The organism is Sphingomonas baiyangensis (assembly GCF_005144715.1).
In the GTDB taxonomy this organism is placed as follows: domain Bacteria; phylum Pseudomonadota; class Alphaproteobacteria; order Sphingomonadales; family Sphingomonadaceae; genus Sphingomonas; species Sphingomonas baiyangensis.
The window spans coordinates 542,941-564,314 of sequence record NZ_SWKR01000001.1; the positions used below are offsets into that span (position 1 = coordinate 542,941).

Genomic DNA, 21,374 nt, shown 5'->3' on the forward strand with positions numbered 1-21,374 from the left:
GGGAAGTGATGCATCTAGTCCGCCTGCTTGCCGCTGCCAGCCTGATGGTAGCGCCGCCCGCCGCATCGTACGCGCAGGAGACGGTGCCCCCCGCGCCCGATTTCGCGCGCGTCGTCGATGAAGGCACCAACCGCAGCCAGGTGATGGTGCTGGCGCAGCACATGACCGACGTGATCGGCCCGCGCCTCACCAATTCGCCGCAGATGCGCACCGCAGAGGACTGGGCGGTGGCGAAGTTCGCCGAATGGGGCCTCGCCAACGCGCGCAAGGAAGGCTTCGATTTCGGCCGCGGCTGGTCGATCGAGCGATCGAGCGTGCGGATGATGACGCCGCGCGCGCTGCAACTCACTGCCATCCCCATCGCATGGACGCCCGCGACGCAGGGCACGCTCACTGCCCCCGTGATCGTCGCGCCGCTGAGCAAGCGCGAGCATTTCGCGGCGTGGCGCGGCAAGCTCGGCGGGCGCATCGTGATGATCTCGGCACCCGGCGCGACTGTGCGCGAGCGCACCGATGCGCCGTTCAAGCGGCTGACCGGCGAGGACATTGCCAAGCTCGACACGTTCGAGGAGCCGCGCCACGATCCCGCGCGCAACGCCCGGATGCAGGCGGCGCTGACCTTCGAAGAAGAGCTTGACGCCTTCCTTAAGGCCGAAGGCGCGCTCGCCTTCGCGCGCATGTCGTACCGCGACAACAAGCTGCTGCACGGCGAGGGCTATCTGCACCGCACCGGCGCGTCGCTGCCCGGTGTCGAGATCGCCGCCGAGGATTATCGCCGCCTCGCCCGCCTCGCCGCCTCGGGCACGCCGCCGACGCTCGAGATCGTGAGCGATGTCAGCTTCCACGACGGCAATGCCGAAGCCTACAACATCCTCGCCGACATTCCGGGCACCGATCGCGCGGCGGGCTATGTGATGGCGGGCGCGCATTACGACAGCTGGGTGGCTGGCGACGGCGCGGTCGACAATGCAGCGGGCTCGGCGATGGTGATGGAGGCCGCGCGCATCCTGAAGGCCATGGGCGTGCGCCCCAAGCGCACCATCCGCTTCGCCTTGTGGAACGGCGAGGAGCAGGGCCTCTATGGCAGCATCGCCTATATCGAGCGCAATCTGGCGCGCCGGCCCGCGCCGGCGGCGCGCGAGAACGCGCTCCAGACCTATGTCAACCAGACGCAGCGCTATCCCGTGACGCCGCTGGCCGGCTATCGCGATCTCGCGGCCTATTTCAACATCGACAACGGCTCGGGCCGGCTGCGCGGCATCCATGCCGAAAACAACGCCGCCGCGGTGCCCAAGCTGCGCGAATGGCTGAGCCCCTTCGCACCGATGGGTTCGGGCGCCGTCGTGTTCGGCGAGACGGGCGGGACCGATCACCAGTTCATGGCCGCGCTCGGCCTGCCCGCCTTCCAATTCGTGCAGGACCCGCTCGACTATAACAGCACGACGCATCATTCGAGTGCCGACACCTTCGACCATCTGGTGCCTGCCGACATGCGCCAGGGCGCGATGGTGCTGGCATGGATGCTGCTCCAGGCCGCCAATGCCGACGCGCCGCTGCCGCGCAACCCGCTGCCGCGCCAGCCGCTGCCGACCAACCCCTTCGCCACCCCCGATCCCAACGCCGAGTAACGAGATGGCCCGTCGCGGACACCGCCCTTCCAGCCAGCAGAACAATGCCCGCCCGCGCTTCTGGGGGCGGCACGCGGTGCTCGCCGCGCTCGCCAATCCCGAACGCACGGTGCGCAAGCTGTGGGGCACGCGCGAGGCGGTGGGCGCGCTCGATCTGCCGCCCGTCATCCCCGTCACTTATGCCGACGTCGCCGATCTCGGCCGGCTGGTGCCCGGCGACGCGCCGCATCAGGGGCTGGTGATCGAGGTCGATCCGCTCGAGGACATCTGGCTCGGCGACGTGCTCGAACAGGGCGCGCGCGACAGGCGGCCGCTTCTGGTGCTCGATCAGGTGACCGATCCGCACAATGTGGGCGCAGTGCTGCGCTCGGCCGCAGCGTTCGACGCGCTGGCGATCGTCACGCAGGATCGGCACGCCCCGCCCGAAAGCGGCGCGCTGGCACGCGCGGCATCGGGCGCGCTCGAGCTCGTGCCATGGGTGCGCGTCGTCAATCTGGCGCGCGCGCTGGGCGAGATCGCCGAGGCCGAGTTCTGGCGTGTCGGCCTGGCGGGCGGCACCGAGGTGACGCTCGATCAGGCGCTGACGGGCGGCGGCAAGGTCGCACTGGTGCTCGGTGCCGAGGGCGAGGGGATGCGCCACAACACGATGACGCATTGCGACACGCTCGCGCGCCTGCCGATCAGCCCCAAGGTCGAGAGCCTCAACGTGTCGAACGCTGCGGCGATCGCGCTCTATGCGGTGGCGGCGCGCCGCTGATTTTGCGCCGGTGGGTGCGACTTTTGGGCGGAATCGGCTAAGGGGCGTTTGTCGATCGATACGATCCCCCCAACGGAATGGACAATGGCAGGTTATAAAGCACCCGATTTCAACGAACGTACCGCTGCCGCGCGCGCCGCCAAGCAGGCCGCGCTCGACAAGCTGCGCGCCAAGCCCGCGCCCGATCCGGCCGCCGTCGCCGCGCGCGCCGAAGCGCGCGCCGCCAAGGAGGCCGCCGCCGCCGAGCGCCGTGCCGCCAAGCTCGCCGCCGCCGAGGCCGAGAAGCAGGCCAAGGAAGAAGCCAAGCGCGCGCGCGCCGAGGCCGAGGCTGCCGAGGCCACACGCGCGGTACGCACTGAAGCCGAACTGAAGGCCGCCCGCGATGCGCGCTATGCCGCGCGAAAGGCGCGCAAGCGGTGAAGCCGCGCGAGCTGGTCGCGGTCGCCGAAGTACCCGGCGGCCCGCCGCTCCGCCTTATCCGCCACGCCGGCGACCATATCATCATGCTCGAACGCAACGAGCTGATGAGCAGCCGCATGAGCGGCTCCGAAGCCGCGCTCGCGACGATGGCGTGCGAGCGGCTGGCGGGCCGTCCAGCGCCGCATCTGCTGATCGGCGGCTATGGCATGGGCTTCACGCTGCGTGCGGCGCTCGGCGCGCTCGGCGCCGACGCACGCCTTACCGTCGCCGAGCTGGTGCCCGATATCATCGACTGGGCACGCGGGCCGATGGCCGATCTCACCGCCGGCTGTCTCGATGATCCGCGCGTTGCGCTGCGCATCGAGGATGTGGCCGCGACGATCGCAGCGGCGCGCGGCGTCTATGACGCCATCCTGCTCGATGTAGACAACGGCCCCGACGGGCTGACGCGCCCCGGCAATGACGGGCTGTACGGTCCGCGCGGGCTGGCGGCGGCGCGTGCGGCGCTGCGGCCCGAGGGTATCCTGGCGATCTGGTCGGCGGCGCCCGACGCGGCCTATACGCGCCGTCTGGCGAGCGCGGGCTTCGAGGTCGAGGCCGTGAAGCTGCGTGCGCGCGCCAACGGCAAGGGGCCGCTGCACATGATCTGGTTCGCGCGCAAACGCTAGAGTCTTGGTCGGCTACGCCGAAACGGCACCGGCCCGCTCCCCCACCCGGCCTCCCATCGGTAGTATCTTGGGAGGCCGGGTGGGGGAGCGGGCCGGTGCCGCATTAAATCTAGCCGTCGCCGACGCGCTCGATATCGGCGCCGACCGCCTGCAACTTCTCCTCGAGCCGCTCGTAACCGCGATCGAGATGGTAGATGCGGCTTACCTGTGTCTCGCCCTCAGCGGCGAGGCCGGCGATCACGAGGCTCATCGAAGCGCGCAGATCGGTCGCCATCACCGGCGCGCCCACCAGCGGCGTGCGGCCGCGCACCACCGCCGAGCGGCCCTTCACCGTGATGTCGGCGCCCATGCGCGACAATTCGGGCACGTGCATGTAGCGGTTCTCGAAGATCGTCTCGGTCAGCACGCTGGCGCCATCGGCCTGTGTCAGCATCGCCATGAACTGCGCCTGCATGTCGGTGGCGAAGCCCGGATAGGGCGCGGTCGAAAGCGTCAGCGGCCGCAGCCCGTCGGGGGCGGCGACGTGCAGCGCGTCGCGCCGCTCCTCGACGGTGACGCCCGCCTCGACCAGCGCGGCGATCGTCGCGCGCATGTCGGCGGCGCTCGCGCCCACCAGATCGAGCGCGCCGCCGGTAATCGCGGCGGCGCAGGCATAGCTGCCCGCCTCGATCCGGTCGGGCATCACGCGATAAGTGGCGCCGTGAAGCCGATCTACTCCGTCGATCGTCAGCGTCTCGGTGCCGATGCCGGTGATCGATGCGCCCATCGCGAGCAGGCAGTTGCACAGATCGACGATCTCGGGCTCGCGCGCGGCATTCTCGAGCACCGTGGTGCCCCTGGCGAGCACGGCCGCCATCGCCGCATTCTCGGTCGCGCCGACCGACACGACGGGAAAGCTGACGCGCCCGCCGGGCAGGCGGCCGCCCGGCGCCACCGCCTTCACATAGCCCGCCGCAAGCTCGATCTCGGCGCCCATCGCTTCGAGCGCCTTCAGATGAAGGTCAATCGGGCGGTTGCCGATCGCACAGCCGCCGGGCAGCGAGACCGTCGCCTCGCCCGCGCGCGCGAGTAGCGGCCCCAGCACCAGGATCGACGCGCGCATCTTGCGCACGATGTCATAGGGCGCGACCGTTGCGGTCAGCCGCTGCGCGCGCATCGTCATCACGCGCCCGAAGTCGCTAGGATGCGCGCCCTCGACCGTGGTAGAGACGCCGAGCTGGTTGAGCAGATGGCCGAAGCCGTCGACATCGGCCAGCCGCGGCAGGTTCCTGAGCGTCAGCGGCTCGTCGGTGAGCAGCGCGCAGGGCATGAGCGTAAGGGCGGCGTTCTTCGCGCCCGAAATGGCAATGCGGCCTTCAAGGCGCTTGCCGCCGCGGATGAGGATGCGATCCATTGCGGGCTTCTATCGCACGGGCACCGCGACGCAAGGCGGCTTTGGCGAAACCTTGATCGACTTTAATGCGGGAAACGCATTCAACTGCTTGACGACGCGAACAAAACGGGGGGACGCAAGCGTGGCCGGGAGTTGTTTCGCAGACGTATTGAGCGAGCATATCGCGCTTACCGAGAACGAATGCAGCGCACTCGAGCGGCTGGAGGAACGCAATCGTACCCTGCGGCGCGGTTCGGTCCTGCGGCGCAGCAACGATGCCGCCGACGAGCTGTTCATGCTGCGCGCTGGCACGATGATGACCTATGTGCTGCTCGACGACGGCAGCCGGCAGATTCTGCGCTTCCACTTCCCCGGCGACATGCTGGGCCTGTCGACGTTGCTGTACGAGGAAGCGCCCGAGACGATCTGCGCGCTGACCGAGTGCACGGTGTGCCCGTTCGAGAAGTCGAGCCTGTCCGAACTCATCGTCGAGCATCCGCGCCTCGCCTCGATGATCCTCGTCTACGGCCAGATCGAGCGCGTGGCGCTGACCGATCGGCTGGCGGCACTGGGGCGCACCTCAGCCAAGGCGCGCGTCGGCTCGCTGCTGCTCGAACTGCGCAACCGCCTGCGCGCCACCGACAAGCGCGTGAGCGATTCGTTTACGCTGGGGCTCACGCAGGAGGAGATCGGCGACGCCACCGGGCTGACCGCGGTGCACGTCAACCGCATGCTGCGCCAGCTCGAGGAGGAAAGGCTGATCGCCCGCGAGGGCGGCCGGGTGACGATCGTCGACGAGGCGGCGCTGATGCGCGCGACCAACTATGTCGACCGCTATTGTGACCTCGATCTCGGCTGGCTGCCGCAGGGCCGCTGACGCGGCGCCGGCGCTGCGCTCAGCCCGGGGTTCTGATCCTCAGGCCTTTTCGAGCGTGCATTGCAGCGGGTGCTGGTTCTGGCGCGCGAAGTCCATCACCTGCGTCACCTTGGTTTCGGCGACCTCGTAGCTGAACACGCCGCACACCCCCACGCCGCGCTGGTGGACGTGGAGCATCACCTGCGTCGCCTGCTCCATGTCCATCCGGAAAAAGCGCTGGAGGACGAGCACGACGAACTCCATCGGCGTGTAGTCGTCGTTGAGCATCAGCACGCGATAGGGCGTGGGCTTCTTGGTGCGCGTGCGCGTGCGCGTGGCGACGCCGAGCGACGTGCCGTTGTCGTCGTCGCCCTCGCCCTCCTCGGCCATGCGGATCGTGCGGTTCATCTGGTTGCGCATCACAGTCGCTGAAATATGGCACGCGGGCCTGCAAGGGCAAGGGGCCGCGAGGCCATGTTTCTCCGCTCAGCCCCGCACGTGCCGGCGCACGCGCCGCCGCATCCGCCGCGCCCGCCGTCGCACGCGCGAGGCGAGGCCGCGCTTGGTCGCGGGCTCGAACGCCTCGTCGGGATGTTCGGGATCGAACATCTTGCTCTCGGCCATCGCGCGCTCGAGGTCGCTCTGCTCGGGCGGCTCGAAGGGCACCAGCGTGCGCCCGTCGCCGCGCAGCCGCTCGACCGTCTGCAACAGCGATCCCGTCTTCGCCAGCGTCTCAGCCACCGCCTCCGGCGCGACACCCAGATGCTCGGCGAGCAGATCGTCGCGGATCGCCGCGATCGTCGCGGCGATGTCGGGCGTTTCGGCCTCGATCAGCACGTCGCATTCGCTGTCGAGCCCCATCGAGCGGTTGTTCATGTTCGCCGATCCGACGCGCAGCACCTTGTCGTCGGCGATCATGATCTTGGCATGGACATAGATATCGCAGCCGTTGCGCGTGACGGGGGTGTAGATGCGCGCGCGCTCGTGATGCGGATGCTGGCGCAGCGCGTCGATCAGCTCGGCGCGCGCCGCCCCCATCACTTCTTCTTCGAGCCAGCCATCGGCGACCTTGGGATTGACGATGACGAACTCGGGGCCGTCGGGCTCGTCGAGCCGCTTGGCGATCGCCTCGGCGATGACGCGCGAAGCGAAATATTGCGTCTCGATATAGGCGAAGCGCTCGACGCCGGCGATCATCGCGGCGAACAGCGCCTCGATCTCGCGAATCTGGTCGATATCGCCATTGAGCCCGCGCGTGCGCGCGATCGTGACGTCGACGTCGCGGAAATGCGGATCGAGCGCATCGGGCCAGATGCCGTCATGCGCCTGCGGTACGGGCAGCGTATTGCCGCCGGCGATTTCCCACCGGCTGCGCGCCAACTCGCCCAGTGCCTTGGCGACCGGCCCTTCGAGCGCCATCGACGCGTCGTGCCACGGCATGTAGCGCCGCCGCGTGAACGGCCGCCGCCGGCGCTCGTCGTCGTCGAGATGCTCGCGCGTGTCCCAGCGCGAGGCCGTCATGTCGATGCCACCGCAAAAGGCGAGCGAATCGTCGATGACGATGATCTTCTGGTGATGGCTGCCGCCGAACGGGTGTGCGCCATCGGGCTTGAAGGTGATCTGCGGGTGCGCCATCCAGCGCGCGAGCCGCAGCGCCGTGGTGCCGCGTGCCAGCGTCTTTACCGCCACCATGCCCCAGGTAAGGATGTTGATGCACAGCCCCGGCCGGTTGTCAGCAAGCCAGGTGAGGAACGGCCCCAGCTCGGTCGGCGCGCCATCGTCGGGAAAGCTTCGATCGAGCGGGATGCGCGTGTCGAAATCCCAGCCGACGAGCATGATCTGGTGTTCCGCCGCCATCATCGCCTTGCGCGCATGGGCATAATAATCGGCAGCATCGACGACCAGGGCGGCGCGCGTCGCATGCTCGGTCCGCCATCCCTGTTCGGCAAGCGTCATGTGGTTTCCGGTCCGTCGGTGCCGAGCACGTGCGTGCACAATTGCGCGGAAGCGTTGTCGTCGGGCGTGAGCGCGGCCACCGTCACCCACCCCTCGCGGCGCCACTGTGCCGCAATGTCCGCCGGCGTACCATAGGGCATGAACAGCCGCCGCCGGCCGGCCGGCGCCAGACCCGCCGCGAGCACGGGATCGGCGTAGAGCGAAAAGCCCACCGCGGGCTCCTCGGCGCCACCGTCGTGCATCACCGTATAGGTGCCGCCACGCCCGATCTCCACGGGCACACCGGCCGCGAAGATCGAGAAGCCCAGCCAGCTCTGATATTCGAAGCCATGCCGCTCGGTGGGGTCGAGCGTCAGCGTCACGCTCGCGGGCAGCGACGCCGCGATCGCGGCCAGCCCGTCGAGCCGCGAGGCGAGCGGGCCGGCATGGTCGCTCGCGCGGAGCCGCGCCAGCGCCGCATCGAACGGCCCGGCGGCGTCGATCAGCGGCAGATAGGCCGGCGCGATCGCCGCGACGCCTGCGGCATCCTTGCCATCGAGCGCGTCGCGCAGCGTGCGCAGCCGCTCGGGCGGCACCACGCCCAGCGCCTCGACCAGATCGGGAAGGGTGAAATCGATCGACAGGCCGGTCAGCCCCGCCGCCTCGAGCGCCTCGACCGCTACCGCCACGACCTCGCGCGCGGCTTCGACCGAATCGAGGCCGATCAGCTCGCAGCCGATCTGGCGCATCGCGCGCTCGGGCCGCAGCTGCGACGCTGAAAGCCGCAGCACCTGCCCGGCATAGGAGAGCCTCAGCGGGCGCGGGTGGTGCGCCATGCGCGTGGCGGCGATGCGCCCCACCTGCGCGGTGATATCGGGCCGGATCGCCAGTGTCCGCTGCGACACCGGATCGACGAAGCGCACCGCGTCGCGCGCATTCGCCGCCTTCAGCCGCGCGCCGAGCGCCGCCTCGAACTCGGCGAGCGGCGGATCGACCTGCTCATAGCCATAGGCGAACGCGCTATCGAGCATGCGCCGTTCGAGCCGTGCCGCGGCATCGGCATAGGGCGGCAGGCGATCGTGGAATCCTTCGGGAAGCAGGCCGGTCATCCGCGCGGCGCTACGCGATACGCGAGGGGGCGACAAGCACGCTCGCCGCCCCCGACGCGTGGAAACTTGTGAATGCGCCGGGGTCGCATTCGAGCGGTGCCGGCCGCATTTTCAAACGACCTATCAGAACCGCAGCGCCATCGCGGTGCGTACGCCGGGCAGCGCGCGGACCTTGGCGATGAGGTCGCCCGTCACCGGCTCGTCGACCGAGAGCAGCAGCACTGCCTCGCCGCCCGCCGCGCGGCGGCCGAGGTGGAAGGTGCCGATGTTGACGCCTGCCTCACCCAGCGCCGTGCCGATGCGGCCGATGAAGCCCGGTGCATCGTCGTTCACCACATAGAGCATGTGGCCCGCCAGATCGGCCTCGACCTTGATGCCGAACAGCTCGACCAGCCGGGGCGCCTGGTTGCCGAACAGCGTGCCCGCCACCGATCGCTCGCCCGCTTCGGTCTTCACCGAGATGCGGATGAGCGTGTGATAGTCGCCCTCGCGCTCGGTACGCACCTCGCGCACCTCGATGCCGCGCTCGCGCGCCAGATAGGGCGCGTTGACCATGTTCACCGTATCCGAATGAACGCGCAGATAGCCTGCCAGCACGGCGCTGACGATCGGCTTCTGGTTGAGTTCGGCCGCCGCGCCCTCGGCATGGATCGAGATTCGGGGGATGACGCCATGCGCGAGCTGGCCGACGAGGCTGCCGAGCTTCTCGGCCAGCGCCATATAGGGCTTGAGGCGCGGCGCTTCCTCGGCCGAGAGGCTTGGCATGTTGAGCGCGTTGGTGACGCCGCCCGAGACGAGATAGTCGGCCATCTGCTCGGCGACCTGCAACGCGACGTTGACCTGCGCCTCGTTGGTCGAGGCGCCCAGATGCGGCGTCGCGACGAAATTGGGGGTACCGAACAGCGGATGCTCCTTCGCCGGCTCGGTCACGAACACATCGAGCGCGGCGCCGGCGACATGCCCCGAATCGAGCAGCTGCTTGAGCGCCGCCTCGTCGATCAGCCCGCCGCGCGCGCAGTTGATGATGCGCACGCCCTTCTTCGTTTTCGCCAGATTCTCGGCCGACAGGATGTTGCGCGTCTGGTCGGTAAGCGGCGTGTGCAGCGTGATGAAGTCGGCGCGCGGCAGGAGCTGGTCGAGCTCGACCTTCTCGACGCCGATCTCGAGCGCACGCTCGGGGCTGAGGAACGGGTCGAAGGCGATGACCTTCATCTTGAGGCCCTGCGCGCGATCGGCGACGATCGAGCCGATATTGCCCGCGCCGATCAGTCCCAGCGTCTTGCCCGTCAGCTCGACGCCCATGAAGCGGTTCTTCTCCCACTTGCCCGCCTGCGTCGAGGCGTCGGCCTCGGGCAGCTGGCGCGCCAGCGCGAACATTAGCGCGATGGCGTGTTCGGCAGTGGTGATCGAATTGCCGAACGGGGTGTTCATCACCACCACGCCGGCAGCCGACGCGGCGGGAATGTCGACATTGTCGACGCCGATGCCCGCACGACCGATGACCTTGAGGTTGGTGGCGTGCGCCAAAATGTCGGGCGTCACCTTGGTCGAGCTGCGGATGGCGAGCCCGTCATACTCGCCGATGATGGCCTTGAGCTCGTCGGGCGTCTTGCCGGTGATCTCGTCCACCTCGACCCCGCGTTCGCGGAAGACCTGGGCGGCGAGCGGCGACATCTTGTCGGAAATCAGTACCTTGGGCATGGAATAAGCCTCTCGTTTCGCCGTTCGGGCTGAGCCTGTCGAAGCCCTGCTCTTGGCAACGGCGCGAAGAAGAACCGCCCTTCGACAAGCTCAGGGCGAACGGAAAAAGGGGATCAGCCGGCCTTGGCGGTGGCGTAGGCCCAGTCGAGCCACGGCGCCAGCGCCTCGATATCGGCGGTGTCGACGGTGGCGCCGCACCAGATGCGCAGGCCCGGCGGTGCGTCGCGATAGCCCGCCACGTCATAGGCGGCGTCCTCGGCCTCGAGCAGCGACGCCATCTTCTTGATGAAGCCCTCGTCGGCGCCGTCGACCGTCAGGCAGACGCTGGTGGTCGAGCGCGTGGCGGGATCGGCGGCGAGGTGGCCGAGCCAGTCGCGCTCGTCGACGATGCGGCCGAGCGCAGTCGCATTGGCGGTCGAGCGGCCGATCAGCGCGTTCAGGCCGCCGATGCCCGCGGCCCATTCGAGCGCGAAGATATAATCCTCGACCGCGAGCATCGACGGCGTGTTGATCGTCTCGCCCTTGAAGATGCCCTCGATCAGCTTGCCGCTTTTGGTCATGCGGAAAATCTTGGGCAGCGGCCAGGCGGGGGTGTAGCTTTCGAGCCGCTCGACCGCGCGCGGCGACAGGATCAGCACGCCGTGGCCGCCCTCGCCGCCCATCACCTTCTGCCACGAGAAGGTCGTCACATCGAGCTTGTCCCACGGCATGTCCATCGCGAACACCGCGCTGGTCGCGTCGGCGAACGACAGCCCCTCGCGATCGTCGCGGATCCAGTCGCCATTGGGCACGCGCACGCCCGAGGTGGTGCCGTTCCAGGTGAAGATGACGTCGTGGCTCTGGTCGACCGTCGTCAGGTCGACGATCTCGCCATAGGGCGCCTTCAGCACCGTCGGCTCGATCCTGAGCTGCTTGACCGCGTCGGTCACCCAACCCTCGCCGAAGCTTTCCCATGCGAGCAGGGTCACGGGACGCGCGCCGAGCAGCGACCACATCGCCATCTCGACCGCGCCGGTATCCGAAGCGGGGACGATGCCGATGCGATGCGTGTCGGGCACCTGAAGGATCTTCCGCGTCAGGTCGATCGCATGCTGCAACCGCGCCTTGCCCAGCTTTGAGCGGTGCGAGCGTCCCATCACGCGCGTATCGAGCTTTTCGGGCGACCAGCCCGGCGGCTTGGCGCACGGACCGCTGGAAAAATGCGGGCGTTGGGGTTTGGTGGCCGGCTTTTCGGCAGGTCCGGCGGACGCAGTGGTGGCGTCGGCGGCAACGAAGTCAGTCATGTCAGTCTCTCCTTGCAGAGAGCACGCGCGGCGTTGGGACCGCGTGGCCCGTCGCCGGCCCTAGCGGCGCGCGCTGCGGTGTCAAGGATGCTGGAGGTTTGCTTCAAGCGGTTTCGCCCACCTCCCCTCAGCGCGGCGGCCGCGTGCCATAGTCGATGCGGATGCGCACCCAGCTGCCCACCAGCGGCTGGCCGCCCTTTTGCGGCGGGCGCACGCGGAACTGCCATGCCGCCGCGAGCACCGCGCGCGCGATGTTCGAGCGATCGGGCGATTCGCCGAGCGCCACGCAATCCTCGACGCGGAAATCGCGCACCGTGCGGCAGGCGATGAGCCCCCAGCCAGGACCGCGCGCGGTGGAGAGATAGCCGCTCAATTCATTGTCATAGGGCTCGCGATACCAGGCCGCGGCGTAGAGCGGCTCGCCATTGGGCGCGGTGCCCACGACTTCGGTATCGCCGCTCGACGCTGCCGCCGGGGCCGGCGGGCCATAAGCGGCACGCGGCCGCGTGGCGGGGGCCGGCGGCGCGGGCCGCGGCGGGCGGGCGATATCGGCCTCGGCCATCTCGCGCCGCGTCAGCTCGATGAACGGCAGGCGCGGCGGCGGCGTCACGACGGGCGGCGGCACCACGCGCGCGACTTCGGGCGGCAGCTCGGCAAGCGGCGGCGTCGCCGGTTCGGCCGGCGCGGCGCGTTCGGCGGGCGCGGGATCGGGCGCGGTTTCCTCGGCCGCCGGCTCGGTGATCGGCGCGGCGACCTCGGCAGGTGCGCTGAACACCGTCATGCTGTCGTCCTCGCGCCGCACCAGCGACGGCGAGAGCGTCAGCAGCGCGAGCACCAGCAGCCCCTCGAACAGGATCGCCAGCGCAAGCCCGCCCGCGCGTCGACCGAAGCGTTCGCGCAGCCGCGCCAACCGGCCGGGTGCAGGCGCTTCATCGAGGGGGACGGCAGCGGATGGCAAGGAACGCGAAACTCTCGGGAGCGGCGCTCGCGCGATAGCAGACGCCGGGGCCCGCGCAACCGAGGCGATGGGGCAGGCCGGGCGCGGCGCGCGGCCATCGGCGCCAATCGTTAGATGCGCGTTAACCATGCCCGGCTAGGTTCGGCGCCATGCGTATCGGTATCCTTCTGCTCCCCCTCCTGCTCGCCGGCTGCATCTTCGGCGGTGGCGACGACGACCGGCGCGATTCGCGCCGCGCCCCGCCCAAGGCACGCAGCGCCGAACGCCTGCCCGATCGCCCCACTGCCGAGACGCGCCAGTGCTGGGCCGATCTGGACCAGGACCGCGTCGACTATCGGCAATTGCCCAATCAGGATTTCGGCGGCGGCTGCATGGTCGTCGGCGCGGTGCAGCTGCTCGACATCGGCGTGCCCGTATCGGGCCTTAAATCGATGCGCTGTCCGCTGGCGCGCAACTTTTCCAACTGGGTACGTCACGGCGTCGCGCCCGCCGCGCGGCAGGTGCTAGGCAGCGATCTGGTGCGGATCGAAAGCTACGGCACCTATAATTGCCGCCCGATCGCCGGCAGCGGCCGGCTGAGCGAGCATGGCCGCGCCAATGCCGTCGACGTCGCGGTGTTCGTGCTGCGCGACGGTCGCCGCGTGAGCGTGCTCGACGGGTGGAACAAGGGCGACGATCGCGAACGCCGCTTCCTGCGCATCGTGTTCGAATCGGCGTGCAAGCGGTTCACCACCGCGCTCGGGCCCGAATATAACGCAGCCCACGCCAACCACTTCCATCTCGACATGGGCGGCAGGCCCTTTTGCCGCTGAACGGCTTGGGCTAGGGCGCCGCGATGACTGACAAGACCAAGGTTCCGTCGCGCGTCTTCCGGCGCGCCGACGAGGATGCCCAAACCGCACGTACCGGCACGCACACCGCGCAGACCGAGGATCCCGCCTATCGCCTGGCGTTTCAGGATCTGGACTTCCTGCTGCGCGAGGATCTGCGCCCTGTGCGCTTCCAGCTCGAGCTGCTCAAACCGCAATTGCTGCTCGACGAGGCGAAGATCGCTTCGATGCTGGTGATGTACGGATCGGCGCGTATTCCCGAGCCGGCAAAGGCGCAGGCAGTGCTCGATCTGGCCGAGGGTGATGCCGCGCGTCGCGTGGCCGAGCGACTGGTCGCCAAGTCGAAATATTACGATGTCGCGCGCGAGCTCGCGCGGCTGGCCAGCGCGTTCCCGCGCGACGAAAAGGGCGATCGCCACTTCGTCGTCTGTTCAGGCGGCGGACCTTCGATCATGGAAGCGGCCAATCGCGGTGCCACCGATGTCGGTGCCGAATCGGTCGGCCTCAACATCGTGCTGCCGCACGAGCAGGCGCCCAACCCCTATGTCACGCCGTCGCTGTCGATGCAGTTCCACTATTTCGCGCTGCGCAAGATGCACTTCCTGCTGCGCGCGCGCGCGGTGGCGGTGTTCCCCGGCGGCTTCGGCACCTTCGACGAATCGTTCGAGCTGCTGACGCTCATCCAGACGGGCAAGATCGAGCGGATGCCGGTGTTGTTCTACGGCCGCGAATTCTGGGACCGCGTGGTCAATCTGGAAGCGCTCGCCGAGGAAGGCGTGATCTCGCCGCGCGATCTCGATCTCATCACCTGGGTCGAGACCGCCGAGGAGGGCTGGGAGATCATCCAGGACTTCTGGCGCGACCGCGAGGGCTGAGGCTACGCCGTCCGCACGAAAAAGGGCCGCGGAAACCCGCGGCCCTTTTCATGTCCGGTGCCGGCAGGATCAGTCCTGAACGTCGGCGGCCTCTTCGGCGGCGGCGGGATCCTGCGAAGGCGCGCCGCTTGCCGGGGTCGCCGCATTGGCGATGTTCGCGGTCGGCGCGCCGGCATCGACATTCGCCGCGGCTTCGGCCTGATCGGGCGTCTCGCCTTCGGGCGCCGCGCCCGCCGCGGGCGGCGGCGGCAGCGGCAGGTTCGAGCCCTGCGCATTGAGATAGGCGATGACGTTGGCGCGCTCCTGATCGTTCGACAGGCCGGCAAAGCTCATCTTGGTGCCCGGCGCATAGCGGCGCGGGCTGAGCAGCCAGTCGCTCATCGCTTCGAACGTCCAGTTGCCCGAAATGCCCTTCAGTGCGTCCGAATAGGCGAAACCGGGCTTGGCGCCGTGCGGCTGGCCCATCACGCCGTACAGATTGGGGCCGATGCCCGCCGCACCGCCCTGGTTGATCGAGTGGCACGACGCGCATTTCGAGAACGAGGCCTGCCCCGCCGCCACATCGGCGCTGGCGAGCAGCGTGGCGATCGGCACCGCGGCTTCGGCGGCGCCGCCTTCCTCGACCACGCCCTCGATCGGATAGCCCATCGTCTCGGGCCGTTCACCATGGAAGATCATGCCGCTTGCAATGGAGAGACCAAGGGCCGCGGTCATGCCCGCCAGGGCCCAGCCGGCGATCGTGTTGAAGCGATTGTCCATTGCGCTGCCGAAAACTCGTCTAGGAATGAGGTCGCGTCCCTTTAGATGCGCTTTCCCGGCACGGCAAGCCGCGCTTGCGGTACCCCCGGCTCAAGGATAGTCGCACCTGCCGATGGACAGTTTCGCCGCCCCCGCCCGCCCGCTGGTCGATGCGATGACCGCCGCCGCCGCCGCCCGGCCCGATCGCGCCGTCGCGTTTCAGGGGGCGCCGGGCGCCAACAGCCATGTCGCGATGCGTCAGGCCTTTCCCGATGCGTTGCCGCTGCCGTGCTTCGATTTCGCCGACGCGATAGACGCGGTGCGCGAGGGCCGCGCCGACTGCGCGATCATCCCGATCGAGAACTCGCTGCACGGCCGCGTCGCCGACATCCATTTCCTGCTGCCCGAATCGGGGCTGGTCATCACCGGCGAGCATTTCCTTCCCATCCGCCACGCGCTGATGGGGCCCGGCACGCGCGACGAGGTGCGCCAGGCGATGAGCCATCCGCAGGCGCTCGGCCAGTGCCGCCACTGGCTGCGCGCGCACGATATCCGCCCCGTCGCCTATCCCGATACCGCGGGCGCCGCCGCCGTCGTCGCCGAACTGCGCGATCCCGCGATCGCCGCGCTGGCACCGGCGGCGGCGGCCGAACTCTACGGCCTCAACCTGCTCGCCGACGATATCGCCGATGCCGATCACAACATGACGCGCTTCGTGGTGCTCGCGCGCGGAAGCCGGCCGATCATTGGCGACGGCGCGGTGATGACGACGCTGATCTTCGAGGTGAAGAACGTGCCCGCCGCCCTCTACAAGGCGATGGGCGGCTTCGCCACCAATGGCGTCAACATGACCAAGCTGGAAAGCTACCAGCGCGGCGGCAGCTTCGCGGCGACCGAATTCTACGCCGACATCGAAGGCCGCCCCGGCGACGCCGCGGTCGACCGCGCGCTCGAGGAGCTGGGCTTCCATTCGAAATGGGTGCGCGTGCTGGGCAGCTATCCGCAGGCAAGAAAACGCGGATAGGCGTCAGCCCGCCACCCACCATTCGAGCAGGTCGCGCGCGATCGCGAACGGCGGCGGCGCGATGAAGCGCGCGTCTGCATCGCCCGCGAGTGCCGCCACCACCTCGTCGCGCGTCGCCCAAATGAGGTCGGCAAGCTCGCTGGTGTCGATGTCGAGCGCGCGGCCTTCGCTGATGCAATGGCAGCCGATCATCAGTTGCGAGGGGAAGGGCCAGGGCTGGCTGGCGACGTAGCGCACATCGAACGCGCGAACACCCGATTCCTCGAGCAGCTCGCGCGCCACGGCTTCCTCGATCGATTCGCCGGGCTCGACGAAGCCTGCCAGCGCCGAATAGCGCCCCTCGGGCCAGCCCAGCCCGCGCCCCAGCAGCACCGCGCCATCATGCTCGGCGAGCATGATGACGACGGGATCGGTGCGCGGGAAATGCTGCGCGCCGCAGCCACCGCACTGGCGCCCCCAGCCGCCCTTGAACGCGCTGGTCGTGCCCGCGCAGGCGGGGCAGAAGCGATGGCGGCCATGCCATTCGACCATCGCGCGCGCCGCGCCGTAGAGCGCCATCTCGTCGCGCGGCAGTTGCGCGAGCAGCCCGAAGATGTGCGGCGGCCGCCCCGTCGCGGCGTTGCCCGCGCGGTCGGGGACCGCGACGAAGTGCGGCACGCCATCGACCAGCCCGAGCAGCACCAGATCGGCTCCGGGCGGCGCCTCGGCCAGCGCGCGCCATTGCAGCCGCCCGCGCTCGATCAGCGGATCGAGCCCGTCGAGCGCGAGCAGGCGCGCGCGCGGATCAGCCATTGCCGCCGCCAGCGCCGCCGGATCGCCGCGCAACCGATCGGCGCGGTCGATCGTGGCACCCGTGAAGCCGGGCCTTACCCGGCCACGCTCAGCGCGCGGCAAGGTCGCGATAGACCGCGGCGATCATCTCGTTGCGCAGCGGCCATTTGTCGGCGGGGAAATAATTGACCATGCCGGTGCCGCGCACGCGGTTCCTGGGGTCGACCCAGGCGATCGTGCCGGCAGCGCCACCCCATCCATAGGTGCCCGCCGCCGGACCGCCGGGCACGTCCTCGAGCGTGACCGATCCCGCCGCGCCATAGCCGCTGCGCGGCAACGCCGCACCTCCGGTCGCGCCCGCGACGCCGCCATAGGTGACGCCCGCCGGCAGCAGGTTCGACATTGCGATCCGCGCCGTCTCGGCCTTCATCACGCGCCGCCCGTCGAGCTCGCCCAGATTCTGGAGCATGTGCAGGAACCGGTCATAATCGCGTGCCGTCGATACCAGCCCCGCACCGCCATAGGCGAAGGACGGCGCATCGAGAAAGGTCGAGGTCGCCGCCGGATCGCCGGGCAGCAGATTGTCGCCCGCCCAGATGTAGTTGTCGGCCAGCCGCCCCGCCTCGCTCGCGGGCACCTGCCAATAGGTGCTCGTCATGCCCAGCGGTTGCAGGATGCGCGTGGAAACGAACTGCTCGAACCCCATGCCCGATGCCGCCTCGATCACCGCGCCGAGCACGTCGATGCTCATCGAATAGCTCCACTGCGTGCCCGGATCGGCGATCAGCGGCAGCGTGGCGGTACGCTCGGCGAACTGCTTCAGGCTCGTCGGCCGGACGGGGCGCACCGCCGCCTCGATCTGGCGGTTGGCGGCAAAGGGCACGAGGCCCAGCCGCTCATATTCCTTGAGCAGCGGCCCTTTGGTGTTGATCGAATAGCCGAGCCCGGCGGTGTGCGTCAGCAGGTGCCGTACGGTGATCGCGCGCGTGGCGGGGCGCGAGGCGAGGCTGTTGGCGGGGTCGGTGAGCACCGTCATCTTGGCGAAGCCGGGAAAGAAATCGCTGATCGGCTGGTCGAGCGCGAGCTTGCCGTCCTCGACGAGCATCATCGCCGCCATGCCGGTGATCGGCTTGGTCATCGAATAGATGCGCCACAGCGTATCGGGCGTCGCAGCGGCCGCGCCCGCACCGGTGGCGATCGTGCCGGCAGCGGCGAAGCGGGTGGGCGCGTCGCCCTGCCCCGTGGCGAGGACGATGCCCGGCGCCTTGCCCTCGGCGACATAGCGCGCCGCCATCGCATCGAGCGCCGATTCCGCGCGCGCCGGGGCGGCGGGTGCGCGCGCCGCCTGTGGCTCGGCAGGTGCGGTGGCAGCGCAGCCGGCCAGCACGAGCGCCACTGCCGCACTGGCGGCAATTCCCTGAACCAGCTTCATTCGCGCATCCCCTCGAACATTGCAGCCGCCTTGGCGAACACCGTCGGCAGCCCGGCCGACTCGATTTGGGCGATCGGCCACCATTCGCCGTCCGCCACCGCGATGTGCCCGTCGATTACGGCGCTCGCAAGCGCCGAGACGAGCGTGAAATGCGTGAAGCCATGCTCGCTGGTCGCCGGGCTGATACGCCAGTCGGCCTCGGCGGGCGCATCGGCAAGGCCCGGCGGCGCGTCGCTCCACGGCCCCGTCGGCAGCGCGCGCATGCCGCCCAGCAACCCGCGCGCGGGTCGGCGAACCAACAGCACCGCGCCATCGCGCTCGAGCCAGAACATCGTGCCGTGGCGCACCGGTCGCGCGCGCTTCGTCGGCTTCACCGGAAAGCGATCGGGCACGCCTGCCGCCAGCGCGCGGCAATGGCGCGCGATCGGGCATAGCAGGCAGCGCGGCGCGCGCGTGGTGCAGATGGTCGAGCCCAGATCCATCATCGCCTGCGCGAAATCGCCCGCATGCGCATCGGGCGTGATCGCGTCGGTCGCGGCGCGGATCGCCGGCTTGGCGGCGGGCAGCGGCGTGTCGATCGCCGCGAGGCGCGCGACGACGCGCTCGACATTGGCATCGACGACGACGGCGCGCCGCCCGAACGCGATCGCGGCGATGGCGGCGGCGGTATAATCGCCGATGCCGGGGATCGTGCGCAGCGCCGCCTCGCTGTCGGGCAGGCGGCCGCCATGGTCGGAAACGATGGCGCGTGCGCCCTTCAAGAGGTTGCGCGCGCGGGCATAATAGCCAAGCCCCGCCCAGGCGGCCATCACCTCGGCATCGTCGGCGGCGGCCAGGCGGGCGAAATCGGGCCAGCGCGCCACCCAGCGCTCGAAATGCGGGCGCACGGTGGCTACCTGCGTCTGTTGCAGCATCACTTCGGACAGCCAGACGCGATAGGGGTCGGGCGGCGGCGTGCCCGGCGGCGCGCGCCACGGCAGCTCGCGCGCGTGGCGATCATACCATCCGAGCAGATCGCTCGCGACCGAAGGAAGATTGGCAGACACAGGCCGGCTATGGCATGAGCATGCGCGATGTCGAAGGCGCCCCGCACCCGTCAGCCGCAAAGCGTTGCTCCGCCGCCGCGCTCGAACCGCGTGCGGCCGGTGGCCGATCTTCTGCCCGACATCGGCGGCGCCGCCTTTCGCCGCTTCGGCTTCGTCCAGTCGGCGGTGGTGAGCCGCTGGGGCGAGATCGTCGGCGAGCGCTATGCGCGCGTCTCCTCGCCCGAATCGATCCGGTTCCCGCATGGCAAGCGCGCCGACGGCACGCTGACGCTGACGGTGGCGGGCGCGCACGGCCCGATGATGCAGCATATCGCGCCCGAGATCGTCGAGCGCGTCAACCGCTTCTTCGGCTATGCCGCGGTCGCGCGCATCGTGATCCGCGCCGGCGAACTGCGCCGTCCGCGCGCGCGTGCGACGCCGCGCCCGGCCGCGCCGCCGCTGCCCGCCGAGCTCGGCGATTCGCTGCGCGACATCGCCGATCCCGAGTTGAAGGCCGTGCTCGAGGCGCTGGCCTCGGGGCTGGCCGAACCCAAATCGATCCCCGTTCTTGGCAAGGTGCGTTGATGCGTCTGTTCTGGTTGCTTGCCGCGCTGATGAGCGCGTTCCTCCTGTCCGCCGGCGCCGATGCGCAAGGGCAGCGCGACTGGCGCAAGGCCGTGCGTGCGACGCCGGGCGGCGCGCATGTCGTCGGCAATCCGGCAGCCAAGGTGAAGCTGGTCGAATATCTGAGCTACACCTGCCCGCATTGCGGCGAGTTCGTGCGCGATTCGAAGGCGCCGCTGCTCGACGGCATGGTCCGCAACGGATCGGTGAGCATCGAATTGCGCCCGCTGACGCGCAACGGTATCGATCTGGCGGCCGGCATGCTGGTGCGCTGCACCGGCCCCGCCGGGCTGCTCGCCGCGCAGGAAGCGGTGTTCGCGCAGCAGCCGGCGATGCTCGCCAAGGCGCAGAGGCTCCAGATCGCGCAGGACGCGCCGCAGGCCCAGCAGCTGAAGGCCGCCGCCGATGGCACCGGCCTCACCGCCCTGCTCGACAAGCGCATCCCCGGCGGCGCCGCCAAATGTCTCGCCGCCACTGCCGATCGCGACCGGCTGATCGCCATCGCACAGGGCGCCTCGGGCCGCATCCGCGGCACCCCCAGCTTCGAGATCAACGGCCAGCTCGTCGAAGGGCATGACTGGGCGAGCCTCGAACCGCAACTGCGTGCCGCCGGCGCGCGCTGAACCCCTATTTCCGACGGAGTGAAACTGATGCGTGTCATCCTGGCACTTGCCCCCATCGCGCTGCTCGCCGCCTGTGGCGGCGACGCCGGCAATTCGAGCGCGCCCGCCGAACCCGTTGCCGGCGCGACGCCACCCGCCGGCCAGCAATGGACCGAAGTCGTCTCCGAGACGCCCGAAGGCGGCTTCCGCATGGGCAACCCCGATGCGCCCATCAAGCTCGTCGAATATGGCTCGCGCGGCTGTCCTGCCTGCGCCGCCTTTGCGCGTGACGGCTATGAACCGCTGACGCAGATGGTCAGCTCCGGCAAGGTGAGCTTCGAGTTCCGCGACTTCCTGCTCGGATCGGGCGCCGACATCGCCGCCGCGGCGCTGGGGCGCTGCGGCGGGCCGGGGCCGTTCTTCCCGATCATGGAGCAGATGTACGCCAACCAGCCGCAATTCTTCGAGCGGCTCCAGGCGATGACGCCCGAGGTGCAGGCACAGATGCAGAATATGAGCCCCGCCGAGCAGGTGACGGCAGTCGCCGAGCAGGGCGGCTATCTCGAATTCGTTCAGCAGCGCGGCATTCCCGAGGCACAGGCGCGCGCCTGCCTCGCCGATACCGCGACGATCGAGCGGCTGGTGAAGGCGACGCAGGACGCGACCGAAGTAACGGGCACGCCGAGCTTCTTCATCAACGGCGACAAGATCGACGCGGTGAGCTGGGAACAGGTGCAGGCGGCGCTGCGCCAGCGCGGCGCCTGAC

At 69.5% G+C, this 21,374-nt stretch carries 22 protein-coding genes; 11 read left to right on the forward strand and 11 right to left on the reverse strand.

What is annotated here, in order from left to right; translation table 11 throughout:
* The first annotated feature begins 8 nt into the window (after positions 1-8).
* From FBR43_RS02700 to FBR43_RS02715, 4 genes are all read left to right on the forward strand, one after another.
* The gene (locus FBR43_RS02700) at positions 9-1,628 is read left to right on the forward strand and encodes a M20/M25/M40 family metallo-hydrolase (protein WP_249276416.1); all 1,620 of its coding nucleotides are present in this window, start codon (positions 9-11) and stop codon (positions 1,626-1,628) included.
* A gap of 4 nt (positions 1,629-1,632) precedes the next feature.
* A complete protein-coding gene (locus FBR43_RS02705; RefSeq protein WP_136941672.1) occupies positions 1,633-2,385 on the forward strand; it encodes a TrmH family RNA methyltransferase in 753 nt (250 codons plus the stop codon).
* 84 nt (positions 2,386-2,469) lie between these two features.
* Positions 2,470-2,805, forward strand: coding sequence for a DUF6481 family protein (locus tag FBR43_RS02710; protein ID WP_136941673.1), 336 nt, complete (start codon positions 2,470-2,472; stop codon positions 2,803-2,805).
* Complete coding sequence (locus FBR43_RS02715; RefSeq protein WP_136941674.1) at positions 2,802-3,473, forward strand: spermidine synthase family protein; 672 nt, start codon at positions 2,802-2,804, stop codon at positions 3,471-3,473. Before FBR43_RS02710 ends, FBR43_RS02715 begins: the two co-directional genes overlap by 4 nt.
* Before the next feature lie 109 nt (positions 3,474-3,582).
* Here FBR43_RS02715 and murA read toward each other — a convergent pair whose 3' ends face one another.
* Positions 3,583-4,866, reverse strand: a complete 1,284-nt coding sequence (gene murA, locus FBR43_RS02720) for a UDP-N-acetylglucosamine 1-carboxyvinyltransferase (protein WP_136941675.1) — start codon at positions 4,864-4,866, stop codon at positions 3,583-3,585.
* Between the two features lie 148 nt (positions 4,867-5,014).
* On the opposite strand from murA, the gene FBR43_RS02725 reads away from it, so the two are divergent.
* Positions 5,015-5,722, forward strand: a complete 708-nt coding sequence (locus FBR43_RS02725) for a Crp/Fnr family transcriptional regulator (protein WP_249276417.1) — start codon at positions 5,015-5,017, stop codon at positions 5,720-5,722.
* A 39-nt stretch (positions 5,723-5,761) separates the two neighbouring features.
* Here FBR43_RS02725 and clpS read toward each other — a convergent pair whose 3' ends face one another.
* The 6 genes from clpS to FBR43_RS02755 all read right to left on the reverse strand — a co-directional run bounded on the left by clpS (position 5,762) and on the right by FBR43_RS02755 (position 12,687).
* Positions 5,762-6,121: an ATP-dependent Clp protease adapter ClpS gene (gene clpS, locus FBR43_RS02730; RefSeq protein ID WP_136941677.1), complete on the reverse strand. Its 360-nt coding sequence runs from the start codon at positions 6,119-6,121 to the stop codon at positions 5,762-5,764.
* A gap of 66 nt (positions 6,122-6,187) precedes the next feature.
* Positions 6,188-7,657, reverse strand: coding sequence for a phospholipase D-like domain-containing protein (locus FBR43_RS02735; RefSeq protein ID WP_136941678.1), 1,470 nt, complete (start codon positions 7,655-7,657; stop codon positions 6,188-6,190).
* Complete coding sequence (locus FBR43_RS02740; protein WP_136941679.1) at positions 7,654-8,745, reverse strand: ATP phosphoribosyltransferase regulatory subunit; 1,092 nt, start codon at positions 8,743-8,745, stop codon at positions 7,654-7,656. Before FBR43_RS02740 ends, FBR43_RS02735 begins: the two co-directional genes overlap by 4 nt.
* Positions 8,746-8,868: 123 nt before the next feature.
* Positions 8,869-10,446 carry a phosphoglycerate dehydrogenase gene (gene serA, locus FBR43_RS02745; protein WP_136941680.1) on the reverse strand — a complete coding sequence of 526 codons (1,578 nt, stop codon included), beginning with the start codon at positions 10,444-10,446 and terminating at the stop codon, positions 8,869-8,871.
* A gap of 113 nt (positions 10,447-10,559) precedes the next feature.
* On the reverse strand, positions 10,560-11,729 hold the full coding sequence (locus FBR43_RS02750) for a phosphoserine transaminase (protein ID WP_136941681.1): 1,170 nt from the start codon (positions 11,727-11,729) through the stop codon (positions 10,560-10,562).
* 127 nt (positions 11,730-11,856) lie between these two features.
* Entirely contained in the window at positions 11,857-12,687 is an 831-nt protein-coding gene (locus FBR43_RS02755; RefSeq protein ID WP_249276418.1) for a hypothetical protein, read from the reverse strand.
* A 149-nt stretch (positions 12,688-12,836) separates the two neighbouring features.
* Here FBR43_RS02755 and FBR43_RS02760 point away from each other — a divergent pair, with 149 nt between their 5' ends.
* Positions 12,837-13,499 carry an extensin family protein gene (locus FBR43_RS02760; protein WP_136941682.1) on the forward strand — a complete coding sequence of 221 codons (663 nt, stop codon included), beginning with the start codon at positions 12,837-12,839 and terminating at the stop codon, positions 13,497-13,499.
* A gap of 23 nt (positions 13,500-13,522) precedes the next feature.
* Positions 13,523-14,392, forward strand: coding sequence for an LOG family protein (locus tag FBR43_RS02765; protein ID WP_136941683.1), 870 nt, complete (start codon positions 13,523-13,525; stop codon positions 14,390-14,392).
* 69 nt (positions 14,393-14,461) lie between these two features.
* On the opposite strand, the gene FBR43_RS02770 is transcribed toward FBR43_RS02765, so the two are convergent.
* Positions 14,462-15,151: a c-type cytochrome gene (locus FBR43_RS02770; protein ID WP_136941684.1), complete on the reverse strand. Its 690-nt coding sequence runs from the start codon at positions 15,149-15,151 to the stop codon at positions 14,462-14,464.
* 112 nt (positions 15,152-15,263) lie between these two features.
* Here FBR43_RS02770 and FBR43_RS02775 point away from each other — a divergent pair, with 112 nt between their 5' ends.
* On the forward strand, positions 15,264-16,154 hold the full coding sequence (locus tag FBR43_RS02775) for a prephenate dehydratase (protein WP_136941685.1): 891 nt from the start codon (positions 15,264-15,266) through the stop codon (positions 16,152-16,154).
* A gap of 3 nt (positions 16,155-16,157) precedes the next feature.
* Here FBR43_RS02775 and nudC read toward each other — a convergent pair whose 3' ends face one another.
* From nudC to FBR43_RS02790, 3 genes are read right to left on the reverse strand one after another with little or no spacing between them, the layout of a single operon-like run.
* Positions 16,158-17,048, reverse strand: a complete 891-nt coding sequence (gene nudC / locus FBR43_RS02780) for an NAD(+) diphosphatase (protein WP_249276419.1) — start codon at positions 17,046-17,048, stop codon at positions 16,158-16,160.
* Positions 17,035-18,357: a serine hydrolase domain-containing protein gene (locus FBR43_RS02785; RefSeq protein WP_136941686.1), complete on the reverse strand. Its 1,323-nt coding sequence runs from the start codon at positions 18,355-18,357 to the stop codon at positions 17,035-17,037. Before FBR43_RS02785 ends, nudC begins: the two co-directional genes overlap by 14 nt.
* Complete coding sequence (locus FBR43_RS02790) at positions 18,354-19,403, reverse strand: A/G-specific adenine glycosylase (RefSeq protein ID WP_136941687.1); 1,050 nt, start codon at positions 19,401-19,403, stop codon at positions 18,354-18,356. The genes FBR43_RS02785 and FBR43_RS02790 overlap by 4 nt, the downstream gene beginning before the upstream one ends.
* Before the next feature lie 27 nt (positions 19,404-19,430).
* On the opposite strand from FBR43_RS02790, the gene FBR43_RS02795 reads away from it, so the two are divergent.
* The 3 genes from FBR43_RS02795 to FBR43_RS02805 are packed head-to-tail and all read left to right on the forward strand — an operon-like array spanning position 19,431 to position 21,373.
* Positions 19,431-19,967 (forward strand): DUF721 domain-containing protein, encoded by a 537-nt coding sequence (locus FBR43_RS02795; RefSeq protein ID WP_136941688.1) that lies wholly within the window; start codon positions 19,431-19,433, stop codon positions 19,965-19,967.
* Entirely contained in the window at positions 19,967-20,629 is a 663-nt protein-coding gene (locus FBR43_RS02800; protein ID WP_136941689.1) for a DsbA family protein, read from the forward strand. The genes FBR43_RS02795 and FBR43_RS02800 overlap by 1 nt, the downstream gene beginning before the upstream one ends.
* Positions 20,630-20,656: 27 nt before the next feature.
* Positions 20,657-21,373, forward strand: a complete 717-nt coding sequence (locus FBR43_RS02805) for a thioredoxin domain-containing protein (protein WP_169542444.1) — start codon at positions 20,657-20,659, stop codon at positions 21,371-21,373.
* Position 21,374 lies beyond the last annotated feature (1 nt).